This is a genomic window from Rhodococcus sp. NPDC058639 (assembly GCF_042717545.1).
In the GTDB taxonomy this organism is placed as follows: Bacteria; Actinomycetota; Actinomycetes; order Mycobacteriales; family Mycobacteriaceae; genus Rhodococcus.
Map to the genome: position 1 here is coordinate 288267 of NZ_JBHXRF010000002.1, position 24168 is coordinate 312434.

The following is a 24168-nucleotide window of genomic DNA, read 5'->3' on the forward strand; positions in this document are numbered from 1 at the left end:
CGGATCTCCGGGACCGGCGGTTCCCGAGACCGCTGAGCCCACCGGTGACAGACTGGGGTGGTCCTGTCCGGCCCGGAATGAACGGGAGTGTTGGCGTGAGCAGCCCGTCGTATCCCGATCACCTGCTGACCCTCGACGAGTGGGTTGCGCTCCCGGACCACGAGAACCATCACGTCGAGGTGTGCGAGGGCGTGCTCGTCGTCGCACCGGCACCGGGCGCCGCACACGATCACGCCGAGATGGTCCTTGCCATGCAACTGGACCGCGAGTTGCCCGACGACCTGTGCGTGCTCGGCGGCGTCGAGGTGCTGGTGTCGGAGAATCCGCTGACGGTGCGGGTGCCCGATGTGATCGTCGTGGACCGGGCGCTGGTGGATGCCGACCCCGATCGCGCTCCGATCGCCGAGGTGCGGCTCGTCGTGGAGATCACCGTGCCGGGCACCGCCCGCACCGACCGGGTCACCAAGTTCTCCGAATACGCCGAGGCAGGCGTGCCGCAATACTGGATCGTCGATCTCGACGGACCGCCGGTGGTCGCGGTGTTCACCCTCGACGACGGTTGGTACCGCTACGACGGCGAGCACACAGGCACGACCGCTCTGAAAGCGGCGGGTCACGACATCACCCTCGAGCTTCCCGGCCTCGCCCCCGCACCGGTGAAGCCTGCCGAGCCCTCTCCCCGATAGACTGGCTCCCGGCAGTGCCCGCCCGGCCTGCTGTTTTTCGATCCCAGAGTGAAGGGACCCGACGCCCAGTGTCACCGCACGTGGATACCGTCACCCACGCCGCCGAATCTCCTGATGTCGCTCAGCCCTTCCGGGAGCTGGGACTCAAGGACGACGAATACGCGCGCATCAAGGAAATCCTGGGGCGCCGCCCCACGGACGCCGAACTCGCCATGTACTCGATCATGTGGTCCGAGCACTGCTCGTACAAATCGTCCAAGGTGCACCTGAAGTACTTCGGCGAGACCACCACCGACGAGATGCGCGCCTCGATGCTCGCCGGCATCGGCGAGAACGCCGGCGTCGTCGACATCGGCGACGGCTGGGCCGTCACCTTCAAGGTCGAATCCCACAACCACCCGTCGTACGTCGAGCCCTATCAGGGCGCCGCGACCGGCGTCGGCGGCATCGTCCGCGACATCATGGCGATGGGGGCCCGGCCGATCGCGGTCATGGACCAGCTTCGCTTCGGCGATCCCAGCCACCCCGACACCCGGCGCGTCGTCGACGGTGTCGTGCGCGGTGTCGGCGGATACGGCAACTCGCTGGGTCTGCCCAATGTCGGTGGCGAGACCGTGTTCGACGCCTCGTACCAGGGCAACCCGCTCGTCAACGCGCTGTGCGCGGGCGCGATGCGCGTCGAAGACCTCCACCTGGCGTTCGCGTCCGGAACCGGCAACAAGATCATTCTGTTCGGAGCCCGCACCGGCCTCGACGGCATCGGCGGCGTCTCGGTTCTCGCGTCCGAGACCTTCGACGACAGCGCGGGCGGCCGGCCCAAGAAGCTGCCGAGCGTGCAGGTCGGCGACCCGTTCACCGAGAAGGTGCTCATCGAGTGCTGCCTCGACCTGTACCGGGAGAAGCTCGTCGTCGGCATCCAGGACCTCGGCGGTGCCGGACTGTCCTGCGCGACATCCGAACTCGCCGCGGCCGGTGACGGTGGAATGCACATCTCCCTCGAGCGAGTCCCGATGCGGGCAACCGGCATGACCCCGGCCGAGGTGCTCTCGTCCGAGTCGCAGGAACGCATGTGCGCGGTGGTCACTCCCGAGAACGTCGACGCCTTCATGGCGGTCTGCAAGAAGTGGGACGTGCTCGCGACCGTGATCGGCGAGGTCACCGACGGAGATCGCCTCGTCATCGACTGGCACGGTGAAACCGTGGTCGACGTGCCCCCGCGCACCGTCGCCCACGAGGGCCCGGTCTACGAGCGTCCTGTGCAGCGCCCCGAAACCCAGGACGCGCTGGTAGCGAACACCACCGCCGGGCTGAAGCGTCCGGAGACGGCCGCCGAACTCGAGGCCACGCTGCGCAAGATGCTCGCATCACCCGCGCTGTGCAGCCGCAAGTGGATCACCGAGCAGTACGACCGCTACGTGCGTGGCAACACCGTGCTCGCCGAGAACGCCGACGCCGGTGTCATCCGAATCGACGAGGAGACCGGCCGCGGCATCGCGCTGGCCACCGACGCATCGGGCCGCTACACCCAGCTCGATCCGTACACGGGCGCGCAACTCGCACTCGCCGAGGCCTACCGCAACGTCGCCACCACCGGCGCGACCCCGAAGGCCGTGTCGAACTGCCTGAACTTCGGTTCGCCGGAGGACCCGGCCGTGATGTGGCAGTTCCAGCAGGCCGTGCGCGGGCTCGCCGACGGGTGCGCGCAACTCGGAATCCCCGTCACCGGCGGCAACGTCAGCTTCTACAACCAGACGGGCTCGACGCCCATCCTGCCGACGCCGGTCGTGGCTGTGCTCGGCGTGATCGACGACGTGCATCGCCGCATTCCCACCGGGCTCGGTCTCGAACCCGGGGAGACGCTGATCCTGCTGGGGGAGACCCGCGACGAGTTCGACGGGTCCATCTGGGCACAGGTCGAGCACGACCATCTCGGCGGCGTGCCCCCGAAGGTCGATCTCGAGCGGGAGCGGTTGCTGTCGGAGATCCTGCTCGCCGGTTCGCGCGACGGACTGATCTCGGCTGCGCACGACCTGTCCGAGGGCGGCCTCGCGCAGGCCGTCGTCGAGGCGGCGCTCGCAGGTGAGACCGGTTGCCGGATCCTGCTGCCCGAGGGCGCCGACCCGTTCGTCACGCTGTTCTCCGAATCCGCCGGCCGGGTGCTCGTCGCGGTGCCTCGCACGGAGGAATCCCGGTTCACCGGGATGTGCACCGCGCGCAACATGCCGTGGGTGCGTATCGGTGTCGTCGACGAGGGTTCCGACTCCATCGAGATCCAAGGTCAGTTCTCGATCCCGATGGACGAACTTCGCGAGGTGTGGGAAGGCACCCTCCCGGCTCTGTTCGGGTAGGCCATGCCGGCGAGCCAGGTCGAGCGGCTGGCGGCGATCGCGGCCCGGAGGGGCCGAATCGTCGCGGCGGTCAACGACTTCGGTGACCGCTATCCTCTGCCCGCGCGGGTGTGGGGACGGCTGAGCCTGGATTTCACCGGCATCGCCTTCGCTTCACTGTTCTTCTGCTGGTCGTTGACGCCGTCGCTGCTGCCCCGGGACTGGTTGTTTCAGGGCATCGTCGGCGGCATCAACGCCGCCATCGGCTACGGCGTCGGGTGCGCGGTCGGGTGGGCCGTCCACCGGTTCCTGCTGTCCGGCAGGCGGTGGTGGCCGCCGCCGCTGCCCGTCGTCCGGGCGTTCAAGGTCGCGATACCGGTCGCGGGAGTCGTCGCGGCTCTCGTCGCGCTCGTTCTCGCCGCCGACGATCAGCGCCAGCTCGCCGCGCTGATGGGAGCGGAACGGACCACGACCAGCGGGTATCTGCGCACTATTCTGCTCAGCCTCGGAGTCTCAGCCGGCTTGATCGGACTCTGGCGCGCCCTGCACGACATCGGCCGCTGGGTGGCCGGGCAACTGATCCGGCGTGCCCGCGTGCCTCTCGGGCTGGCCCGGACTCTCGGTGTGCTCGTCGTCGTGCTCGCCACGTTCATGCTCATCGACGGAGTATTGCTGCGCGGCGCATACTTTTTCACCAATCAAGCGTTCAGTCTGCACGACGACACGACCCGCGAGGGAACTCTCCAGCCGACCGAGTCCATGAAGTCGGGCAGCCCCGATTCGCATGCCCCCTGGGAATCCCTCGGGTTCCAGGGCAGAGATTTCGTCTCGCGCGGCCTCGACGCCGGCGAACTCAGCGCCATCAGCGGCGTACCCGCGCAGGACCCGATCCGTGTGTATGTCGGGCTCGACTCCGCCGACACCCCCGAAGAGCGTGCGGATCTCGTTGTCGCCGAACTCGAACGAACCGGCGCGTTCGACCGATCGGTGCTCGCATTGATCCAGACCACCGGTACCGGGTGGGTCAATCCGACAGCCGCGCAGGCGATGGAACTCGTCCACAACGGCGACCTCGCGATGGTCGCATGGCAGTACTCGTACCTACCGAGCTGGATCTCGTTCCTCGCCGACCGCGAGAAGGCCGCCGCGGCAGGGGAGATGCTCATCGACCGCGTACGAGAGCGCTGGACGCAGTTGCCGGAGGACGACCGCCCGAAGTTGTACATCTACGGCGAGAGCCTCGGCACCCAGTCCGGGGAGGGAGCGTTCGACAGCATCGGCGAGATCCGCTCGAGCGTCGACGGGATCCTCTGGGTCGGTCCGCCGAACTCGAACCGATTGTGGCGGCAGATCGTCGAGCGACGAGATCCCGGCACACCGGAGGTGCTGCCGGTGTACGCCGACGGACTCGTCGTGCGATTCGCCGGCGGAAGCGAATCCGTTCCGGAACCCGACGCGGCGTGGCTGGCGCCGCGCGTCCTCTACATCCAGCACACTTCCGATCCGGTGGTGTGGTGGTCACCCGACTTGATATTCAGCCGGCCCGACTGGCTCGCGGAACCGCCGGGGCACGACCGTCTGCCGCAGATGCGGTGGTTCCCGTTCGTGACGTTCTGGCAGGTGTCCGCCGACCTGACGAACGCGGCCGGGGTGCCGGACGGGCACGGCCACAACTACGGCACGGCGGTGCTCGACGGCTGGCTGGCGATTGCGCGACCCGACGGGTGGACCGCCGACGACACCGAACGAGCCCGCACCGCACTCGAGCAGTTGCGGGGAGTGCAAGGGCCGGAGAAGTGACGCCCGGGTCGTGGCGAGGGGTGGCCGCGTCCGCCGCGACGCTCGCGCTCGGTGCGGCCCTGCCCGCGGTCCGGTCCGGCCCTCGGGGTCGCGGGTTGCTCGCCGCCGCGGCGGGAGTGAGCGCGGTCCTGGCGACTCGTGCGTCCGGAGTGGACGCGGCCGCTCTCGGATTCGACCCCGCCCGCACGCGCGCCGGATTGCGGTGGGGTGGAGGCGCGGCGACGGCGGTCGCGGCGGGGTACGTCATCGCACTGGCGGTGCCCGGCCTCCGCGCGCACTTCGTCGACGAGGATCGCGCATACCGTCCGGACTTCTACGAATGGATCGGGCTGCACATTCCGGTCGGCACGGTCGTTGCGGAAGAGTTGCTGTTCCGCAGCGCCTTGACGGCCCTGGTCGGTCCTGTCCCACAGGCCTTCGTCTTCGGCCTCTGGCACATCCGCCCGGCCCGGATCGAGGGCGACAGCGTTGCCGGCACGATGCTCGTCACCGGGCTGTCGGGCCTGGTGTTCGCGTGGTTGCGTGTACGCAGCGGCAGTATCCTCGCACCTGCGCTCGCGCATCTGGCCGTCAATGTGGGCGGGGCTGTCGCAGTCCGGGTGGCTACAGGCCGGGTAGCGAAAGGCACACATGAGCACCGCGATTAGGCTCCGGGAACATGGCACCACGTAGAACTGTCGATCCCGCCGAGCTGAGAGCCGCCCTCGGCCGCGTCGAGCCGTGGGTGTCGGGACGCAGCGACGACAGGCCGGCCCGTGCCGACCTCGCGGCCGCGGTGCGGCTCAGCGCCCGCACCCTCGAACAGATCGCACCCGGCTCCAGCGTCGAGGTGCGGGTGCCGCCGTTCGTCGCGGTGCAATGCGTCGAAGGCCCCCGGCACACGCGAGGGACGCCCCCCAACGTCGTCGAGACCGACGCACTCACCTGGTTACGTCTGGCGGCGGGCAAGCTCACGTTCGACGACGCGATCGCCTCGGGAGCCATTGACGCCTCGGGAAGCCGCGCCGGGGAAATCGCCCACTGGCTTCCGCTGATCCGGGTGTGATGTCCGAATTGAGCGGTCCACACCGCCGAAGCCGAGTCCACGGTCCGAATATCGGTCCGTGGCCCGTAGAATGAAACAGCCCCGCCCTTGTCCAGCCTCAGGGAGCACCTCCGTGACCAGTGCCGATCTGTCGGTTCACACACGTAATCTTCTCGCCTCCGACGAACCCGAGAACGAGCCACGCGAGGAGTGTGGCGTATTCGGAGTGTGGGCTCCTGGCGAAGACGTGGCCAAGCTCACTTATTACGGCCTCTATGCTCTGCAACACCGTGGCCAGGAGGCGGCGGGTATCGCCGTCACCGACGGCTCGCAGGTCCTCGTGTTCAAGGACCTCGGTCTTGTCAGCCAGGTCTTCGACGAGCAGACGCTCGCCGCGATGCCCGGCCACATCGCGATCGGCCACTGCCGCTACTCGACCACCGGTTCCGCGACGTGGGAGAATGCGCAGCCCATCTTCCGCACCACCGCGTCCGGTTCCGGTGTCGCCCTGGGCCACAACGGCAACCTCGTGAACACCGCGGCTCTGGCCGAGCGTGGCCGCCGGCTCGGCGTGCTCGACCCGAAGCGTCCCGGCGCAGCGAACTCGGACTCCGACACCGTCGGGGCACTGCTGGCGCACGGTGCACGGGACAGCACCATCGAAGAAGCGGCCATGCAGTTGCTGCCGACCCTCCAAGGCGCGTTCTGCCTGACCTTCATGGATGAACACACCCTCTACGCCGCGCGCGATCCGTGGGGTATCCGGCCACTGGCCCTGGGTCGCCTCGATCGCGGCTGGGTGGTCGCGAGCGAGACAGCGGCCCTCGACATCGTGGGCGCATCGTTCGTCCGTGACATCGAGCCCGGTGAGCTCCTCGCAATCGATGCGAACGGCGTGCGCTCGTCGCGGTTCGCCGCCCCCGAGCCCAAGGGATGCGTGTTCGAATACGTGTATCTCGCCCGCCCGGACTCCACCATCGCCGGCCGCTCCGTCCACGCGACGCGCGTCGAGATCGGCCGCCGGCTGGCCAAGGAACACCCGGTCGACGGTGACCTCGTCATCCCGGTTCCCGAGTCGGGTACGCCCGCCGCAGTCGGGTACGCCCAGGGATCGGGCCTGCCGTACGGCCAGGGCCTGATGAAGAACGCCTACGTGGGCCGCACCTTCATCCAGCCGAGCCAGACGATCCGCCAGCTCGGGATCAGGCTCAAGCTCAACCCGCTGCGCGAGGTCATCCGCGGCAAGCGCCTCGTCGTCGTCGACGATTCGATCGTGCGGGGCAACACCCAGCGCGCCCTCATCCGCATGCTCCGCGAGGCGGGGGCCCTCGAGATCCACGTCCGGATCGCGTCGCCACCGGTGAAGTGGCCGTGCTTCTACGGGATCGACTTCGCGTCGCCGGCCGAACTCATCGCGAACGGTGGCGGTACCCGCGATCGTGACAACGACGACGAGCACGATTACGACCTGATGGTCGAGATGGTGCGACGCTCGATCGGGGCCGACTCGCTCGGCTACATCTCGATCGACGGGATGATCGGCGCTACCGAGCAGCCCGCAACGCGCTTGTGCGCGGCGTGCTTCGACGGCCATTACCCGATCCCGCTCCCGAACGGTCATGCGGTCGTCAAGGACTCGCTCGACGGCGTCGTCGACACGGATTCCCCGACCCCGACGGTCCTCGAGAACGCCAACGCAGACGTTCTGAGTCGGCCGTAGAACCTGGTCGGGTACCGTAAGTCCCGCGGTCGGCACTGTTCGGCGTGCGTTCTGCATGCCACGTGACGGATACCGACCACCTTTATCAGTAGATCGACACAACTCGAGGCTGGAGCCGACAACTCATGACCGAGGAGACAACCCCCGGAGCTTCCTACGCCGCAGCGGGCGTGGACATCGAGGCCGGTGACCGTGCCATCGAACTGTTCGCGCCGCATGCGAAGAAGGCCACCCGCCCGGAGGTGCTCGGCGGTCTGGGTGGGTTCGCGGGCCTCTTCGCGCTCAAGCGCGACTACAAGGAACCGCTGCTCGCGGCGTCCACCGACGGTGTGGGGACCAAGCTCGCGGTCGCGCAGGCGATGGACAAGCACGACACCGTCGGCCTCGACCTCGTCGCGATGGTCGTCGACGACCTCGTGGTGTGCGGCGCCGAACCGTTGTTCCTGCAGGACTACATCGCAGTGGGCCGGGTCGTTCCCGAGCGGGTCGCCGAGATCGTCGCCGGCATCGCCGAGGGTTGCGTCCAGGCGGGTTGCGCACTGCTCGGTGGCGAGACCGCGGAACACCCCGGCGTGATGTCCGACGGTGACTACGACATCTCCGCGACCGGCGTGGGCGTCGTGGAGGCCGACAAACTGCTCGGTCCCGAGCGGGTCCGTCCCGGGGACGTCGTGATCGCCATGGGCGCGTCGGGCCTGCACTCGAACGGATACTCGCTCGCTCGCAAGGTGCTGCTCGAGATCGGCAAGATGAGCCTGACCGCGCACGTCGACGAGTTCGGGCGCACCCTCGGTGAGGAACTGCTCGAGCCGACCCGCATCTACGCCAAGGACTGCCTCGCGCTCGCCGCCGAGACCGAGGTGCGTACCTTCTGCCATGTCACCGGTGGCGGTCTCGCCGCGAACCTCGCGCGCGTGATGCCGAAGGGGCTTGTCGCAGAACTCGATCGCACGACGTGGAGCCCGGCGCCGGTGTTCGGTCTCATCGCCCAGCGTGGCCGTGTCGAGCGCGCCGAGATGGAGAAGACGTTCAACATGGGCGTCGGCATGGTGGCGATCGTGGCTCCGGAGGACGTCGATCGCGCCCTCGCGGTGCTCACGGCCCGCCACATCGATTGCTGGACCCTCGGTACGGTCCGCCGGGCGCAGGACGGCGCCGACGATCGGGCGATCCTGGCGGGCGACCACCCGCGCTTCTGAGCCCCCACGACACAGGTCCGGTCCCTCACCCGATGGGTGGGGGACCGGACCTGTGTCGTGTGAAATCTTGTGGCCTACTGTGCATTCCCGCCTGCCGAACGAACGGCGGTGCGGGACGGTAGCTACGCCGAAAGGTGGACCGTCGCGGCGTTACCGCCGCTGGGCCCACTCGGTAAAAAGCCGACTACACCACTGACGGAGGGGGTGCCGAATTCTCGGCTGCCCCCTCCGTCAGAGAGAAAGGTGAGTCAACGACGAAAATCGTCGTCATAATCGTCGTCCCAACCGGAACGCTGGTCTGCGAAGACCTCGTCACGCTGCGAGTTGGTTACACCGCCAGACAACTCTCGTTGGAGGTTCTCGAAGTCGGTGGACGGCGAGCTGTACTTGAGTTGCCGTGCAACCTTGGTCTGCTTTGCCTTAGCCCGGCCGCGGCCCATGACTAACCCCCTCGCGCTTTGACGGGGCGGCCTGGGGAAATTTGGCGGCCCCGGTGAGTTGAGTATTTTCCTGTGGCCCACTTTAGCGTGGAAAAGTCGGTTCCGCTTCCACGCACCTGTCGGGGCCGGTGTCCTTTACGTCTCAAACGGACCCGACCAGCGGCAATGAAGATCTCGCGTCGTGGAATGTGCCCTTCAGAACACCCCCGGGACGGCCCGGACGGTGCCGACGCGCACGCCGCCGCCCGAAACCGGCTGAGAGGCGAGCGTCGCGAGAACCTCCGCGTCACCGACGCCGAGCCGGTGGAGCAGGGCCGAGGAAAGCGGTAGCCGCGCGCGTTCGTGGCCGTCGTCGATCTTGAAAGCGAAGGAGGTTCCGTCCGGGAGTGCCCCGGCGTGGACCCCGTCCGCGCCCGCTTTGCACAGCAGACCCGGGACGGCACGCATCAGGCTCAGATCGTCCTTGCCGGTGCCCGAGATGAGGAAGGGGTGTTCCCGGATCGCGTCGGCCACCGCGCGTTCGGGTGTGCCGGACTCGGCTGTGGCAAGACGCGCGTACGCACGGGCCAGATTGATCAGGGGTACCGGCACGATCGGCAGACCGCAACCGTCGATGCCGAGATCCGCGTCCTCGATGTCTCCGGTGAGATCGGCGATGGTCGCGACGACGCTCTCCTGCAGCGGGTGGTTCGGGTCGAGATAGGTGTCGGTGTCCCAGCCCCGGGCGGCGCACACGGCCAGCATCGCCGCGTGCTTGCCGGAACAGTTCATGTACGCGGCGCGGGGTGCCCGGCCCGCCGCGAGGACCTCGGCCCGGGCCAGTTCGTTGCCCGGCAGATCCTCGGGGCACTGCAGATCCTGCTCGCCGAAGCCGTGGGCGGTGAGGAGTTTCTCGACGAGGCCGACATGCTCGGTTTCGCCCTCGTGTGACGCTGTGGCGATGGCCAGTTCGGCAGAACTGCGAGGCACGAAGCCCGACCGCAGCATCGCGACGGCCTGCAGGGGCTTGTTCGACGAGCGGGGATAGATCGGGGTGTGCACCTCGCCGAGGGAGACCACCACCTCGCCCTGCGGATCGAGCACGATCAGCGATCCGCGGTGGACGCACTCGCGGAAGCCGGACCGCACCACCTCGACCAGTTCGACGCTCACTGCTGTTCCGCCTTCCGGCCGGCGACCCGCCGGCGTGCCTTCTCCGCCACTGTCGGCGCGAGATCGTCTTGTTGGTCGAGCATCAGGGCGAGCCGTTCCGGGTCGCGGCCGGTGAACAGGTCCCGCACGGTGACGCCGTGACCGGGTACGTCCTCGACGGTGATCGTGTCGCCCGCCCGGACGGATCCCTCGGTGACCACCTTCAGATACGCACCGGTGTCCGCACGCGCGGTGAAGCGCGAGCCCCATCGCGGTTCCCCCGACCAGTTCCCGAACGTGCGGCACGGCGTGCGCGGTCCGGTGACCTCGAGCAGCAGGCCTCCGTTCCCGATCCGCCAGCGTTCCCCGATGACGGCGTCGGTCGGCGAGCTGCCGCTCACCCGGAGGTTTTCGCCGAACCACCCGATGGGAAGGTCGCGGCCGAGTTCGGTCGCCCAGCGGCGGACCTCGTCGTCCCCGTACGCGTAGACCGCTTTGTACAGGCCGCCGTGGTTGGCGGTGTCGCACTGGCGATCGCCGGCGAGACCGGACTCGCCGACGTGGACCTCACCGTCGACGGGTCGCTTGTCGATGGCGGTCACCGGGACGCGCCGCAGTCCGGTGTCGCGGAGCGCGTGCACGACGCACACCGCCTCGACCCGGCCGGCGGTCACCGGCCGCGCAACCGCTCGACGGCCTGCCTTCCGGCCTGCACGGCGTCATCCTGCGGTATCGAGTCCGGATCGATCGACGCGGCACACGGACCGACGACGAGGGGCGTCTCCGGGGTGATGGTGCGTTTGACGAGCGCCAGCGCGACAGGGCCGAGTTCGAAATGGTCGACGATGGTGCCGATCCGCCCGACCGTCCTGCCGCCGGCCGTGACGGCATCGCCGGTCTCGGGCCGTCCGTCCGCCGAGCCGTCGAGGTGCAGGAGGACCAGGTGCCGTGGCGGCTTACCGAGGTTGTGGACGCGCGCCACGGTCTCTTGACCCCGGTAACAACCCTTGTCGAGGTGCACGGCTCCGTGCTCGCCGGGCCCACCGATCCACCGGACTTCGTGGGGGATGGTGCGGTCGTCGGTGTCGATGCCGATGCGGGGCCTCAGGGCGACCACGCGCAGCGCCTCGTAAGCCCACGTACCCGCGGGGCGTGCGCCGGCGGACACGAGGGCGGTGAACGTCTCGACGAGCCGGTCACGGGGGATCAGCAGGTCGTAGGAATCGTCGGTGGGCCAGGGCATCCGCCTGACGAACCCGCCGCCCGGGAGTGGAAGCGCCGCGTAGGGCTCCGCCGGAAGGGCCTCGAGACCGAGGACGCCGAGGATGCCCGGGCTGCCCGCCTCGGGCCCCAGGAGGGACAGGACGGCCATGTCGTTGCCGTCCCGCGGTTCGGCCTTCGACCAGAACACCATCTTCGTCAGGAATCCGAGAAGGTCCGGTCCGCGGCTCGGTTCGGTGTCGATCCACGTGACACCGTCGAGGTCGGTCTGCACGAAGTGGTGTTCGACGCGGCCGTTCACGTCGAGGCTGAGGTTCTCGGCGGAGGCACCCGGTGGCAGTGCGGCGACGTGCTGGCTCGTGATGGTGTGCAACCACGACAGGCGTTCCTCGCCGGAGATGGCGATGACGTACCGCGTGGAGCGGTCGACGATCGCTGCGCCGGTGGTCGCGGCGCGTTGTTCGCCGAGAGGGTCGCCGTAATGCCAGGCCAAGCCCTCGTCGGGGGTGCCGGGGGGTGACGCGACTGCGTCGGGAACGGTGAGGAGACGGCTCTCGGACACGATCGGAATCTCGGTCACGACAACAGTCTATGGGGAAGTGGCCGCGTGTTCGCCACTCGCTAGGCTGGAAGCATGGCTGATCGGGTGCTGATGACGCTGGACGGCGAGGTGCGGGACCTCGACGCTCCTCTGGTGCACGCCGATGACATCGGAGTGCTGCGCGGCGACGGGGTGTTCGAGACGCTGCTCGTCCGCGGCGGTCGGGCCTGCGCGGTGGAACTGCACCTTGCCCGGCTCGCGTCGTCCGCGGAGGCACTCGCTCTCCCCGAACCCGATCGGGCCGAATGGCGTGCAGCCGTGGACCTCGCGGTGGAGGAGTGGGGCGGGGACCGGGAGGGGATCCTCCGGCTCATTTACACCCGCGGTCGCGAAGATGCCGACTCTCCGACGGCCTTCCTGCTGCTGACTCCCGTTCCGGAACGGGTGCTGCGGACGCGGCGCGAGGGTGTGTCGGTGGTGACTCTCGAGCGCGGGTACTCCGTCGACATCGCGCGGACCGCTCCGTGGCAGCTCATCGGGGCCAAGACCTTGTCGTATGCGACGAACATGGCGGCGCTGCGTCACGCGGAGGCGCTGGGCGTCGACGACGTGATCTACACGAGCAGCGAGGGGTACGTGCTCGAAGGTCCCCGGTCGACGGTCGTGATCGCACGGGGGCGCACCCTTCTCACGCCGCCCACCGAGATGGGCATCCTGCCGGGCACCACGCAGCAGGCGCTGTTCGACCTTGCGGGAGACCACGACTTCGCCGTGCGCTACGAGCCGTTGCGTCCCGCCGATCTGATCGTGGCGGACGGAGTGTGGCTCGTTTCGAGTGTGTCGCGCGCCGCCCGGGTGCACACGCTCGACGGGCACCCGCTGTCCGTGAGGTCGCTCGCCGGCACGGTCGAGGAACTGGTCGACAAGGCCGTGGACGCCGCGTCCTGAGTGAAGGCCGAAAGGCCCTTCACCAGCGCCGAAAGGCCTTTTTACCCGGGTTTTCGGTGGAGAAAACCACCTTCTGCGGGAGGTGTGAGGTGTATCCCGTGTGTTCGACGACACGGCTGGTACCGAGGCCTTGAAACTTCTACTACATTTTGTAGTAACAGGCCGAATCGTGCTTTTGCGCGGCCATGTGTCCGGTATCGGAGCGTCGGCCCGCGCCCTGTATTCGGACTCCCTCGTATTCGGGCCTCACCTCGGAGTGGCAATGGACGTCTTGGATCTGTCCCGGTGGCAGTTCGGGATCACGACGGTGTATCACTTCATCCTCGTCCCGCTGACCATCGGCCTCGCGCCGCTGGTCGCGATCATGCAGACGATGTGGGTGGTCACCAAGAAGGATCACTGGTATCGGCTGACCAAGTTCTTCGGGAAGATGTTCCTGATCAACTTTGCGCTCGGCGTCGCCACCGGCATCGTGCAGGAGTTCCAGTTCGGCATGAACTGGAGCGAATACTCCCGCTTCGTCGGTGACGTCTTCGGAGCGCCACTCGCCCTCGAGGGGCTGGTCGCCTTCTTCCTGGAATCCACCTTCCTCGGACTGTGGATCTTCGGCTGGTCGCGCCTGCCCAAGCTCGTCCACCTGGCGACCATCTGGCTCGTCGCCATCGGCGTCAACGCGTCCGCGTACTTCATCATCGTCGCCAACTCGTTCATGCAGCACCCGGTCGGTGCCGTCTACAACCCGGAAACCGGTCGCGCCGAACTGACGAGTATCTGGGAACTGCTCACCAACAACACCGCACTGGCGGCATATCCGCACGCCGTGGCCGGTGGGTTCCTCACTGCCGCCACGTTCATCGCCGGCATCGGCGGTTGGTGGATGGTACGGAACATGCGACGTGCCAAGGAGATCCGGGAGTCCGAGCCGGAGGAAGCCCAGCAACTCGAGAACGACGCCCGGGGACTGTTCCGCCCGGTGACGCGTCTCGGTCTGGTGGTGATGCTCATCGCGGGCGTCGCCCTGTTCGTCACCGGCGACATCCAGGCAAAGCTCATGTTCGAGCAGCAGCCGATGAAGATGGCCTCGGCAGAGTCGTTGTGTGACACCGAAACGGACCCGAACTTCTCGATTCTGACGCTCGGCACGCACAACAACTGTGACGGCGTCGTCCACGTGCTCGAGATGCCCTACGTGCTGCCGTACCTCGCCCAGGGCGAATTCTCGGGCGTGACGCTGCAGGGTGTCGAAGACCTCCAGGCGCAGTACGAGGAGCAGTTCGGCCCGGGCAACTACACCCCCAACCTGTTCGTCACCTACTGGTCCTTCCGCGCGATGATCGGCCTCGCCGCCGGCTCCGCCGCACTGGCACTCGCAGGATTGTGGGTCACGCGGCGTGGACGCGTACCCGACCAGAAGTGGTTCGCGAAACTCTCGCTCATCGCGATTCCCACACCGTTCCTGGCCAACAGTGCCGGATGGATCTTCACCGAGATGGGGCGTCAGCCGTGGGTCGTGCACCCGAACCCCACGGGTGTGGACATGATCCGGCTGACGGTCGAGCAGGGCGTCTCCGATCACGCCCCCGCGACCGTCCTGACGTCGCTGATCGCGTTCACCGTTGTCTACGCGGCTCTGGGTGTGGTCTGGTTCTGGTTGATCCGTAAGTACGCGAAGCAAGGCCCGCAGCCGCACGACGCGCAGCCACCCGGCACCGACGACGACACCGACGACGACACAAAGCCGAAGCAGTTGTCCTTCGCGTACTAGGAGAGATCTCTGATGGGACTCCAAGAAGTCTGGTTCATCCTGATCGCGGTTCTGTTCACGGGATACTTCATCCTCGAAGGCTTCGACTTCGGTGTCGGTATGCATTTCCCCGTGCTCGGCCGCGGTAAGACCGAAAGTGCCGACACCCGTCGCCGGGTCCTGCTCAACACCATCGGCCCGGTGTGGGACGGCAACGAAGTGTGGCTGATCACCGCCGGCGGCGCATTGTTCGCCGCGTTCCCGGAGTGGTACGCAACCTTGTTCTCGGGGTTCTACCTTCCGTTGCTGCTGATCCTCCTCGCCCTGATCGTCCGTGTGTGCGCGATCGAGTGGCGCGGCAAGATCGACGATCCGGTGTGGCGGCGACGCTGCGACTGGGGCATCATCTTCGGCTCCTGGGTTCCGGCCGTGTTGTGGGGCGTCGCGTTCGCGAACATCGTGCGCGGCGTGGCGATCGACGCCGACAAGCAGTACGTGGGTGGATTCTTCGCCCTGCTCAACCCGTACGCACTGCTGGGCGGCGTCACCACGGCCCTGGTCTTCGCGTTGCACGGCGCGGTCTTCATCGCGCTGAAGACCTCCGGTGACATCCGCACCGACGCGGTGAAGCTGTCGCGCCGGCTGTCCGTCCCGACCGTTCTGGTCGCGGGGGCCTTCGTGGTGTGGACCCAGATCGCCTACGGCAAGACCTGGACGCTGATCCTTGTCGCCGTCGCTGCGGCCGCACTGCTCGCCGTTGTCGCGCTGGTCGCCGCCGAGCGTGAGGGCTGGGCTTTCGTGTTCACCACCGTGGCCATCGCAGCGACGATCGTGCTGCTGTTCGCGGCACTGTTCCCGAACGTCATGCCGTCCACCCTCGATCCGGCGTGGTCGCTGACCATCGAGAACGCGTCGTCGAGCGCCTACACACTGAAGATCATGACGTGGGCCGCCGTCGCCGTCACGCCCGTGGTCCTGCTCTACCAGGGGTGGACCTACTGGGTGTTCCGCCAGCGGATCTCGACCTCGCACATCCCGCCGTCCATCGGTCTGAAGATCGGCACCAAGTGACAGTTGCCGCTGCCACGGTCCCAGCCGGCGCCGAGAAGCGCCGGCGGGGACCGATCGACCCACGGTTGTGGCGATACTCGGCATCGGCACGGGGATACCTCGCCCTCACGGTTCTGACGTCGCTGGTCGATGTCGTGATGGTGGTGGTGAGCGCCCTGATGATCGGCACGGTGCTGGCGGGGGTCATCACCACCGATGCCCGCACCCTCGGTGACTGGCGCACCGAATTGCTCGTCCTCGCCGGGGCCGTCGCCGTGCGTGTGGTCGCCACCTGGCTGCACTCCCGATACGCGCACCGTTCGGCGAGCCGCGTCATCGCCGAACTCGAAAGCGAGGTCCTCGACGCGGCCGCGACCCTGCCGCCCCGAGAACTGGATCCGCGTCGCGACGAGATCGCCACTGTCCTGACCCGAGGGCTCGACGGCCTGCGCGACTACCTCACCGGCTACCTGCCGGCTCTGATCCTGGCGGTCACGCTCACTCCGGTCACGATCGTCGTCATCGCCCTGCACGACCTCACGTCGGCGATCATCATCATCGTCACGCTGCCGCTGATCCCGATCTTCATGATCCTCATCGGACTGCTCACCAAGGGCAAAGCCGACCGCACGCTCGACGCGATGACCACCCTCTCGTCCCAGTTGCTCGACTTGCTCGCGGGTCTGCCCACCCTGCGCGCGCTCGGTCGCGAGCAGGGCCCTGCCGCGAGGGTGCGCGAACTCGGCGAGGACCATCGGCGCACCACGATGTCGGCGCTGCGTGTGGCGTTCCTGTCCGGCACCGTTCTGGAATTCCTCGCCACACTCTCGGTGGCGCTCGTCGCCGTGACCATCGGCATGAGATTGGTCTACGGCGGGATGCCGCTCGAAGCCGGCATCATCGCGTTGATCCTCGCGCCGGAGGCGTACTTCCCGCTCCGCACCGTCGGAGCCAAGTTCCATGCCGCGGAAAACGGCACGGCCGCCGCGGATCGAGCATTTGCGATTCTGGCTGTCGCCCCCGACCGGACCGCGTCCGAACACACCGCGCACGAACCGGCGCCGGCGGGCACGGAGCACCGCGCCACGGTGCCGGGCGAACCTGCCTCCGCCGCTGGGCGCGAGATCGTTTTCCGGAACGTCAGCGTTGCGGGCCGGGACGGGTTCGCTCCCTACCGGCTCGATGCGGAGTGCCGGCCCGGCGAGGTCACCGTACTGACCGGAGAGAACGGCTCCGGGAAGTCCACCGCGCTGCTTGCCCTCCTCGGACTCACCGACATTGCAGAGGGAGATATCACCGTCGACGGGCGGCCTGTGCCCGGCGACGAGGCATGGTGGAACGAGGTGGCATGGCTTCCGCAGCACCCGGTGCTGCTCCCGGGAACGCTCGCCGACAACCTCCGGCTCACCGGTGTCGACCCGGCCGATCCGAACCTCGATACAGTCTGCGCCACAACAGGTTTCGACTCGGTGCTGGAAGAACTTCCCCAGGGGTGGGAGACGGTCGTCGGCGCCGGAGGCAGCGGACTGTCGCTGGGGCAGCGACAGCGGCTCGCTCTCACGCGCACGCTCGCGTCGTCGCGGCCCGTGTTGTTGCTCGACGAACCCACCGCGCACCTCGACTCCGACACCGAGACAACCGTGCTCGACGCCCTGACCGCACTCGCCCGCGACGGCCGCACCGTCGTGATCGTGGCGCACCGCCCGAGTCTGCTCGCCATCGCCGACCGCATCGTCGAGGTCCGCCCGGGAGGTGCGTCATGACCGCATCGTCGGATCTGCGCCGTGCGATGGCGCTGCTCGAACTCGAACCACGGCGGGTCGCGCTCGCGATTCTTGCGGGCGTCGCGACCCTGGGTAGTGCGCTCATGCTGTCGGGGCTGTCGGCCTGGCTGATCATCAGAGCCTGGGAGATGCCACCGGTACTGGACCTCACGGTCGCCGTCGTCGCGGTGCGCGCACTCGGCGTCGCGCGCGGACTGTTCCGCTACCTCGAACGACTCGCGACGCACGAGACCGCGTTGCGCGGCATGACGTCGGCCCGGTCCCGTCTCTATCAGCGGCTCGCCGACGGTGACCCCGCAGCATCTGCGGGACTGCGGCGCGGTGATCTCCTCGCACGCACCGGCGCCGACGTCGACGCGCTCGGAGACGTCGTCGTCCGGGCTCTCGTTCCCATCGCCGTCTCCGCCGTGCTCTCGTCCGCCGCCGTCATCGTTCTCGCAGTGATCTCTCCGGCCGCCGGCGCCGTGCTCGCCGTCGCGCTGCTCGTCGCGGGCGTGCTGGCCCCGTGGCTGTCGGCGCGGGCCGCGACGCAGGCGGAGACCGACGGCGACGACGCGCGTAACCGCTTCGCCCACGACGCCGTGACCGTCCTCGACCACGCGGCGGAACTGCGGGTCTCGGGCCAACTCGACCGCGCGTCCCGACGCGCTCGGGCGTCGGGCGTCGAGGCCGTGCGTGCCACCGACCGGTCGGCCGTCCCGTCGGCGTTCGCCGACGCGGCTGCACCCCTCGCGGTCGGAGCGAGCGTCCTCGGGGCCTTGCTGATCGGTATCACGGTGTTCGGCTCCGGTCCCGCCGCGATGAGCCCCACGACGCTGGGCGTCCTCGTCCTGCTGCCCCTCGCCGCGTTCGAATCGACCTCGGTGCTGCCCGCGGCGGCGCAGACCCTCGTCCGGGCGCGGATCGCGTCCCGGCGGATCAACGACCTGCTCGATCGTGCCGACCGGTCGGTCCCGCACGGCGACCGCCCTGTCGACGGGCCGGGACGGCTTCGCGCCGACAACCTGCGTGGCGGCTGGCCCGGCGGTTCCGCGACGAACCCTGTGACCCTCGACCTGGCTCCCGGTTCCCGCGTGGCGCTGGTGGGAACGAGCGGCAGCGGCAAGACCACGACATTGATGACCCTGGCCGGGTTACTGAGCCCGGTGGCGGGCAGCGTGACGCTCGACGGTGTGCCCCTGGAGGAACTCGAGCCCACCGCGCTGCGCCACCGTGTCGGATTCTTCGCCGAGGACGCGCACGTCTTCGGCACGTCGGTCCTCGAGAATCTGCGCGTCGCGCGCGGTGACGTCGACGAAGCCGAGGCGTGCGCGATGCTCGACGCTGTGGGTCTCGGACCGTGGGTGGAAGGGCTACCGGAGGGCGTGCACACCGTGCTCGAATCCGGCGCCAGGGCGCTGTCCGGTGGACAGCGCAGGCGACTGCTGCTGGCCCGGGCACTGCTGTCGCCCGCGCGGATCCTGCTACTCGACGAACCGGGGGAGCATCTCGACGCCGACGACGCGGCACGTCTCCAACGCCGCCTGCTCGACCGGGCCGCGGGTCTCGTCGACCCCGACCGCACCGTGGTGGTGGTCACGCACCAGCTGCCTTCCGATACCGCCGCCGACGTCGTGATGCACGTCGAGAAAAATACGTTGCCGACTGCGTGAGCCGGGCGTACCTTCGCTGGTACACGAGGAAGGAGGTGGTCTGAAATTGAGTTATCTTCGGACATGTGAGGTGGCTACCCGCTAGCCTCTCGACGACAGTGTTCCCCGACCGCGAGCGGCCGGCGAATACCAGGTAGTCACCCGACCCCCGAGTCCCCGGATCGTCCCACCGGGCTCGCCGAGTTCCGGATCTCTCCGGCTCGCCGAGAGGACTCGGGGGTCGTTCCTTGTCCGGTCCAGCCGGGGCGCGAAGGTCACGAGATCTGTATCGACGAGACTCGTGTGCGACGAAATCCGTATGTGACGAGACGCATGTGTAGTGACATCTCTGGACGGGGTAACCCCCCTGACGTGCCGATCCTGACAAAAGCCCACGACGTACTCCGCCTACGCACCTCACCCGGCGTCTTCTTCACCTCCGCGCTGGTGTCGCTGGTGTTCGTCGTGCTCACGGTTGCCTTCACGACCACGGTCGACGACGTGTTCAGCGCGGCGTCGGGCTGGATCATGACGAACCTCGGATGGTTCTACATCCTCGGTGTCACCACGTTCCTGATCTTCTTGGTGGTCATTGCGCTGACGCACTACGGGCGGGTGCGGCTCGGCGGTGACGACGAGCGTCCCGAGCACTCCACCCTCACGTGGTTCTCGATGCTTTTCGCGGCAGGTATCGGCTCGATCCTCATGTTCTGGAGCGTTGCGGAACCGATCTCCCATTTCGCGAATCCGCCACTGCAAGACGTGGCTCCGGAGTCCGAAGATGCGGCCCGCGAGGCGATGGGCTTCACGCTCTACCACTTCGGATTGCACACCTGGGCGATCTTCGCGCTGCCCGGCCTGTGCTTCGGGTACTTCATCTACAAGCGCAAGCTCCCTCCGCGTGTCAGCTCGATCTTCGCGCCCTTGCTCGGCGGGCGGATCTACGGCCCCATCGGCAAGACGATCGACGTCGTCGCGATCATCGGCACCATTTTCGGCGTCGCGACGTCCGTCGGCCTCGGCACACTCCAGATCAACGCCGGCCTGGCGCAACTCTTCGGCGTCGAGGAGTCCGGCATCATCCAGATCGTCCTCATCGCTGTCGTCACCATCATGGCGGGGATCTCGGTGGCACTCGGCCTCGACAAGGGCATCAAGCGGCTGTCGAACTTCAACATCGGCCTGGCGATGATGTTCCTGGCCTTCGTGCTCGTCACCGGCCCGAGCCTGTTCCTGCTCAAGGGCATGATCGAATCGGTGGGCATCTACGCCGAAGCGCTGCCGCGCCTGGCGTTCTGGAACGACACCTTCGCCGACTCCGGCTGGCAGAACACGTGGACGGTCTTCTACTGGGCCTGGACCATCACCTGGTCCCCGTTCGTGGGCATCTTCATCGCACGAATCTCCCGCGGCCGCACCGTCCGGGAGTTCGTCGCCGGCGTGCTGGCACTTCCGGTGCTCTTCTCCATCGTCTGGTTCAGCATCTTCGGGATGGGCGCCTTCCACATCGAACTGCAGGGAGACGGCGGCCTCGTCGAACGCGTCGTCGATGCGGGCGACATCCCCGGTGCCCTGTTCGAATTCCTCGGCAACTTCCCGCTGACGGGCCTGGTCTCCGGTGTCGCGATCCTGCTGGTGGTGATCTTCTTCGTCACCTCGGTGGATTCGACCGCGATGGTTCTGGACATGATGGCCGGAGGGAACGACGGGAAGGCCCCGATTCACCAGCGGCTGTTCTGGGCCGTTCTGATGGGTCTCGTCGCCGCGACCATGCTCGTCGCGACGGGCAAGGACGGCCTGGTCGCGCTACAACAGGTCATCACGGTCGTCGGTCTGCCGTTCTTCGTGATGGGCTTCATCATGATGTACAGCCTGGTGCGCGGCATCCGCGAGGATCTCGGCGAACTCCCCGAACCCGTCACCCGCCAGTGGACCGAGGTGCACACGGCCGAAGACCTCGAAGCCGCGGAAGGGCGGCCGGCGCCGGAGGTCGTGGTCGTGACGCGGGCGATTCCGGACGAGATCGACGGGGACGACGGCGGACGAGACGAGCGGGAAGGCTCCTCGGCCGACGCGGGCAACGGATCGGCGCCCGGGGCGGAAAGCCACGCGGGCGCGGAAGCGGAGTCGGCTCGTTAGCCGACGTGGCGTGCGAGCCGCGCAGACATGCGCGGCCGCATGTCGCCGTCGGGGGTGACACGTTCCTCGACGTAGGCGAGGTCGCCGCCCTCGACGATGCCGTACAGGCGCTTGGCGCCGCCCACGACTTCGCCGGACCGGGTCCGGATCACCACGTCGGTGGCGAGTTCCCACGACGACTGGGTCAGGGCGGTGCCGTAGTACAACTCGACGACACCGGAACTGTGGGTGAGCAGCAGTTCGAGGGTTTCGGGGTCGTCGCTGTCGGGGCCGCCCGTACCGGCGACGCGCCAGAATCCGCTTTCGCGACGGTCCTCGGCGACGTAGTCACCGTTCTCGTCGAGACGCCACGAGCGGGCTTCCCATACGAGATAGTCACCGCCGTTGTGCGCGACGACGATCTGCTGACCGAACGGGTAGTCGGTGGCGGTCTCGGGGTCGTGTGCCTCACCCTCGCCGCGCCACACGCCCACCAGTGGAAGGAGTGCGAGCAGGGCAGGGTTCAGATCGGCGCCTCGCCGCAGGTTCGCGGTGTCGTCGACGCCGGGCAGACCGGACAGGACGGGGATGTTCAGCTCCGCGGTGACCCGCGCACGCTCTGCGGCCTGCGCTATGGCCTCGTCGCCGCTACGCCGAGTACCGCCGTCCGACTGGTCCGTCATGACCCGTCGGAGACCAGACGGTAGATGGTGTACAGCGCGAACCAGGTGATGAGCACCGCTGCAAGGATCAGCAAGAGTTCGAAGAAGATGACCACGGGGTCATTCTAGACTGCACCGGCTTCGCTTCACGACAAAGGGCCTCGCTCCCGATGATCGGGGGCGAGGCCCTTTGTTCCGGAGCCGGTGGCTCCACTGTTGCCCTGCGCTACTTCGCGACCGTCACGTCGACGTTGTGGATGCCCGGAGCGCTGGGGCTCACCGTCGAGGTGCCGTTTCCGGCACTCGACAGTGCGCGCACCGTCCACTCACCGGGCGCGGCGAAGAACCGGAAGTCGCCGGTGGCGGAGGCGACGACCTCGGCGGTGAACTCGCCGGTGCCGTCGAGCAGACGCACGAACGCGCCACCGACCGGCTCACCGGCGGCATTGAGGACGCGGCCGGTGATGACCGTTTCCTTCTCGACATCCACGCCCGCAGGCAGGCTCTGGCTCTGAACAGGTGCTCCGCACATATTTATGCTCCCAACTCGATCGGTGCGCCGACGAGCGAGCCGTACTCGACCCAGCTGCCGTCGTAGTTCTTGACGTTCTTCTTGCCGAGGATCTCCTGCAACACGAACCAGGTGTGGCTCGAGCGCTCGCCGATACGGCAGTAGGCGATGGTTTCCTTGCTGTCGTCGAAGCCCTTCGCTGCGTACAGCGCGGTGAGTTCGTCGTCGGACTTGAAGGTGCCGTCTTCGTTGGCGGTGGTGCTCCAGGGGATGTTGACGGCGCCGGGGACGTGGCCACGCTGCTGTGCCTGTTCCTGCGGCAGGTGGGCCGGGGCGAGGATCTTGCCGGCGAACTCGTCGGGGGACCGCACGTCGACGAGATTCTTGGACCCGATCGCGTCGATCACCTCGTCGCGGAAGGCACGGATCGACGTGTCCGGTGCCTTCGCCTTGTATTCGGTTGCGGGCCGGGTGACTTCGTCCTTCGACAGCGGACGGCCGTCGAGTTCCCACTTCTTGCGACCACCGTCGATGAGCTTGATGTCCTGATGGCCGTACAGCTTGAAGTACCAGTAGGCGTAGGCGGCGAACCAGTTGTTGTTACCGCCGTACAGCACGACGGTGTCGTCGTTGGCGACTCCCTTGGCGGAGAGCAACGCCGAGAACTGCTCCTGATTCAGGAAGTCGCGGCGGACACCGTCCTGCAGGTCCTTGCGCCAGTCCAGCCGGATGGCGCCTTCGATATGGCCGCCGTCGTAGGCGCTGGTGTCCTCGTCGACCTCGATGAACACGGTCTTGGGTGCATCGAGATTCTGCTCTGCCCAATCGGCGGAGACCAGGACGTCGGAGCGAGCCATGGATATTCCTTTCGGTGGTGGTGCGTGAAGGTGTTGAAGCCGGGCGGTGATCAGGCGGCGACGGGACGCAACCGAGCGATCAGCGGGTAGATCTGGCAGCCGAGGCAGAAGCCGAAGGCGGCATTCAGGAGAGCGGCGAACAGCGCGAAACCGGTGGCTACGATTCCGACGTTTCCGGCGCCGAGCACGAAGGCGACGGTGCCGACTGTCGCGAATGCGAAGCCGACGAACTGCGCAAAGCGTAGTGGCGCAACAGGTTCGGTCTCGGAAGGTGCGCCCAATCGCGGTGCGATCAGGCCGGCGAACAGCGCTCCGTAGGGGCTGCGTCGCGGACCGAACACCGCGCCGATCGCGAAGACGAGGGCCTGCACCCCGAGCACAACGCCCGCAACGGTGTTCGAGAATGTCGAGGCGAGCAGCACGACGACCAAGACGGCGGTGGTGATCCACGCTGCGAATCGCGGTCCGCGGACGTCGACCTGCGAACCGGTACGGGTGGGACCGGGAACGGACATGAGAGTGCTCCTGCTGGATCCGGGATGGCTGAGCGGAATTCGGTCGCCGAACGGCGAACGACCGCGGGGAAACGCATCGGGGGAGACGTCAGCAACTGCGAAGCGGGAATAGGAACCCGCGGTGACTACTCAGCAGCCGTACGTCAGGAGCGGGTACAACAACACGCGCCGAGGCGGCACAGATCGACTGCGCGGCGTCGGGTGAGCATCAGCTCCTGGCGTGTGTGCACGCGAGGAGTTTAACCGAAGATCCGGGGAA

22 protein-coding genes are annotated in these 24168 nt (G+C 67.7%); 13 read left to right on the plus strand and 9 right to left on the minus strand.

What is annotated here, in order from left to right:
• Positions 1 to 95 precede the first annotated feature (95 nt).
• The 7 genes from ACFWU2_RS04285 (at position 96) to purM (ending at position 8756) form a co-directional block, all read left to right on the plus strand.
• Positions 96 to 686, plus strand: coding sequence for a Uma2 family endonuclease (locus ACFWU2_RS04285; protein WP_378601421.1), 591 nt, complete (start codon positions 96 to 98; stop codon positions 684 to 686).
• Positions 687 to 754: 68 nt separating this feature from the next.
• Positions 755 to 3034 carry a phosphoribosylformylglycinamidine synthase subunit PurL gene (purL, locus tag ACFWU2_RS04290; RefSeq protein WP_378601424.1) on the plus strand — a complete coding sequence of 760 codons (2280 nt, stop codon included), beginning with the start codon at positions 755 to 757 and terminating at the stop codon, positions 3032 to 3034.
• A gap of 3 nt (positions 3035 to 3037) precedes the next feature.
• The gene (locus ACFWU2_RS04295; protein WP_378601427.1) at positions 3038 to 4813 is read left to right on the plus strand and encodes an alpha/beta hydrolase; all 1776 of its coding nucleotides are present in this window, start codon (positions 3038 to 3040) and stop codon (positions 4811 to 4813) included.
• Complete coding sequence (locus ACFWU2_RS04300) at positions 4810 to 5460, plus strand: CPBP family intramembrane glutamic endopeptidase (protein WP_378601430.1); 651 nt, start codon at positions 4810 to 4812, stop codon at positions 5458 to 5460. Before ACFWU2_RS04295 ends, ACFWU2_RS04300 begins: the two co-directional genes overlap by 4 nt.
• Before the next feature lie 11 nt (positions 5461 to 5471).
• On the plus strand, positions 5472 to 5858 hold the full coding sequence (locus tag ACFWU2_RS04305) for a sterol carrier family protein (protein ID WP_378601432.1): 387 nt from the start codon (positions 5472 to 5474) through the stop codon (positions 5856 to 5858).
• 112 nt (positions 5859 to 5970) lie between these two features.
• Positions 5971 to 7557 (plus strand): amidophosphoribosyltransferase, encoded by a 1587-nt coding sequence (gene purF / locus ACFWU2_RS04310; protein WP_378601435.1) that lies wholly within the window; start codon positions 5971 to 5973, stop codon positions 7555 to 7557.
• A 125-nt stretch (positions 7558 to 7682) separates the two neighbouring features.
• On the plus strand, positions 7683 to 8756 hold the full coding sequence (gene purM / locus ACFWU2_RS04315; RefSeq protein ID WP_378601438.1) for a phosphoribosylformylglycinamidine cyclo-ligase: 1074 nt from the start codon (positions 7683 to 7685) through the stop codon (positions 8754 to 8756).
• 248 nt (positions 8757 to 9004) lie between these two features.
• Here the strand turns inward: purM and ACFWU2_RS04320 are convergent, their stop codons facing one another.
• From ACFWU2_RS04320 to ACFWU2_RS04335, 4 genes are all read right to left on the minus strand, one after another.
• Positions 9005 to 9196 carry a DUF3073 domain-containing protein gene (locus ACFWU2_RS04320; RefSeq protein ID WP_072701946.1) on the minus strand — a complete coding sequence of 64 codons (192 nt, stop codon included), beginning with the start codon at positions 9194 to 9196 and terminating at the stop codon, positions 9005 to 9007.
• 195 nt (positions 9197 to 9391) lie between these two features.
• Positions 9392 to 10348 carry an asparaginase gene (locus ACFWU2_RS04325; protein ID WP_378601441.1) on the minus strand — a complete coding sequence of 319 codons (957 nt, stop codon included), beginning with the start codon at positions 10346 to 10348 and terminating at the stop codon, positions 9392 to 9394.
• The gene (locus tag ACFWU2_RS04330; protein WP_378601444.1) at positions 10345 to 11001 is read right to left on the minus strand and encodes an MOSC domain-containing protein; all 657 of its coding nucleotides are present in this window, start codon (positions 10999 to 11001) and stop codon (positions 10345 to 10347) included. Before ACFWU2_RS04330 ends, ACFWU2_RS04325 begins: the two co-directional genes overlap by 4 nt.
• Positions 10998 to 12128 carry a YgfZ/GcvT domain-containing protein gene (locus ACFWU2_RS04335; protein WP_378601447.1) on the minus strand — a complete coding sequence of 377 codons (1131 nt, stop codon included), beginning with the start codon at positions 12126 to 12128 and terminating at the stop codon, positions 10998 to 11000. Before ACFWU2_RS04335 ends, ACFWU2_RS04330 begins: the two co-directional genes overlap by 4 nt.
• Positions 12129 to 12182: 54 nt before the next feature.
• Between ACFWU2_RS04335 and ACFWU2_RS04340 the strand changes: the two genes are divergently transcribed.
• From ACFWU2_RS04340 to ACFWU2_RS04365, 6 genes are all read left to right on the plus strand, one after another.
• Positions 12183 to 13037 carry an aminodeoxychorismate lyase gene (locus ACFWU2_RS04340; RefSeq protein WP_378601450.1) on the plus strand — a complete coding sequence of 285 codons (855 nt, stop codon included), beginning with the start codon at positions 12183 to 12185 and terminating at the stop codon, positions 13035 to 13037.
• A 262-nt stretch (positions 13038 to 13299) separates the two neighbouring features.
• Positions 13300 to 14802 (plus strand): cytochrome ubiquinol oxidase subunit I, encoded by a 1503-nt coding sequence (locus tag ACFWU2_RS04345; RefSeq protein ID WP_378601453.1) that lies wholly within the window; start codon positions 13300 to 13302, stop codon positions 14800 to 14802.
• A gap of 12 nt (positions 14803 to 14814) precedes the next feature.
• Positions 14815 to 15852 (plus strand): cytochrome d ubiquinol oxidase subunit II, encoded by a 1038-nt coding sequence (cydB, locus tag ACFWU2_RS04350; protein WP_378601456.1) that lies wholly within the window; start codon positions 14815 to 14817, stop codon positions 15850 to 15852.
• Positions 15849 to 17594 carry a thiol reductant ABC exporter subunit CydD gene (cydD, locus tag ACFWU2_RS04355; RefSeq protein WP_378601504.1) on the plus strand — a complete coding sequence of 582 codons (1746 nt, stop codon included), beginning with the start codon at positions 15849 to 15851 and terminating at the stop codon, positions 17592 to 17594. The genes cydB and cydD overlap by 4 nt, the downstream gene beginning before the upstream one ends.
• Positions 17591 to 19267: a thiol reductant ABC exporter subunit CydC gene (gene cydC, locus ACFWU2_RS04360; RefSeq protein WP_378601507.1), complete on the plus strand. Its 1677-nt coding sequence runs from the start codon at positions 17591 to 17593 to the stop codon at positions 19265 to 19267. The genes cydD and cydC overlap by 4 nt, the downstream gene beginning before the upstream one ends.
• A gap of 357 nt (positions 19268 to 19624) precedes the next feature.
• Entirely contained in the window at positions 19625 to 21385 is a 1761-nt protein-coding gene (locus tag ACFWU2_RS04365) for a BCCT family transporter (protein ID WP_378602312.1), read from the plus strand.
• Here ACFWU2_RS04365 and ACFWU2_RS04370 read toward each other — a convergent pair.
• The 5 genes from ACFWU2_RS04370 to ACFWU2_RS04390 all read right to left on the minus strand — a co-directional run bounded on the left by ACFWU2_RS04370 (position 21382) and on the right by ACFWU2_RS04390 (position 24139).
• Entirely contained in the window at positions 21382 to 22047 is a 666-nt protein-coding gene (locus ACFWU2_RS04370; RefSeq protein WP_169621279.1) for an FABP family protein, read from the minus strand. The two genes, ACFWU2_RS04365 and ACFWU2_RS04370, sit on opposite strands and share 4 nt — an antisense overlap.
• Positions 22048 to 22252: 205 nt before the next feature.
• On the minus strand, positions 22253 to 22558 hold the full coding sequence (locus ACFWU2_RS04375) for a DUF1416 domain-containing protein (RefSeq protein ID WP_378601510.1): 306 nt from the start codon (positions 22556 to 22558) through the stop codon (positions 22253 to 22255).
• A 2-nt stretch (positions 22559 to 22560) separates the two neighbouring features.
• Positions 22561 to 23394, minus strand: coding sequence for a sulfurtransferase (locus ACFWU2_RS04380; protein WP_378601516.1), 834 nt, complete (start codon positions 23392 to 23394; stop codon positions 22561 to 22563).
• Between the two features lie 50 nt (positions 23395 to 23444).
• A complete protein-coding gene (locus ACFWU2_RS04385; protein ID WP_378601519.1) occupies positions 23445 to 23909 on the minus strand; it encodes a DUF4395 domain-containing protein in 465 nt (154 codons plus the stop codon).
• 143 nt (positions 23910 to 24052) lie between these two features.
• On the minus strand, positions 24053 to 24139 hold the full coding sequence (locus ACFWU2_RS04390) for a putative leader peptide (protein ID WP_378602315.1): 87 nt from the start codon (positions 24137 to 24139) through the stop codon (positions 24053 to 24055).
• Between the last annotated feature and the right edge of the window lie 29 nt (positions 24140 to 24168).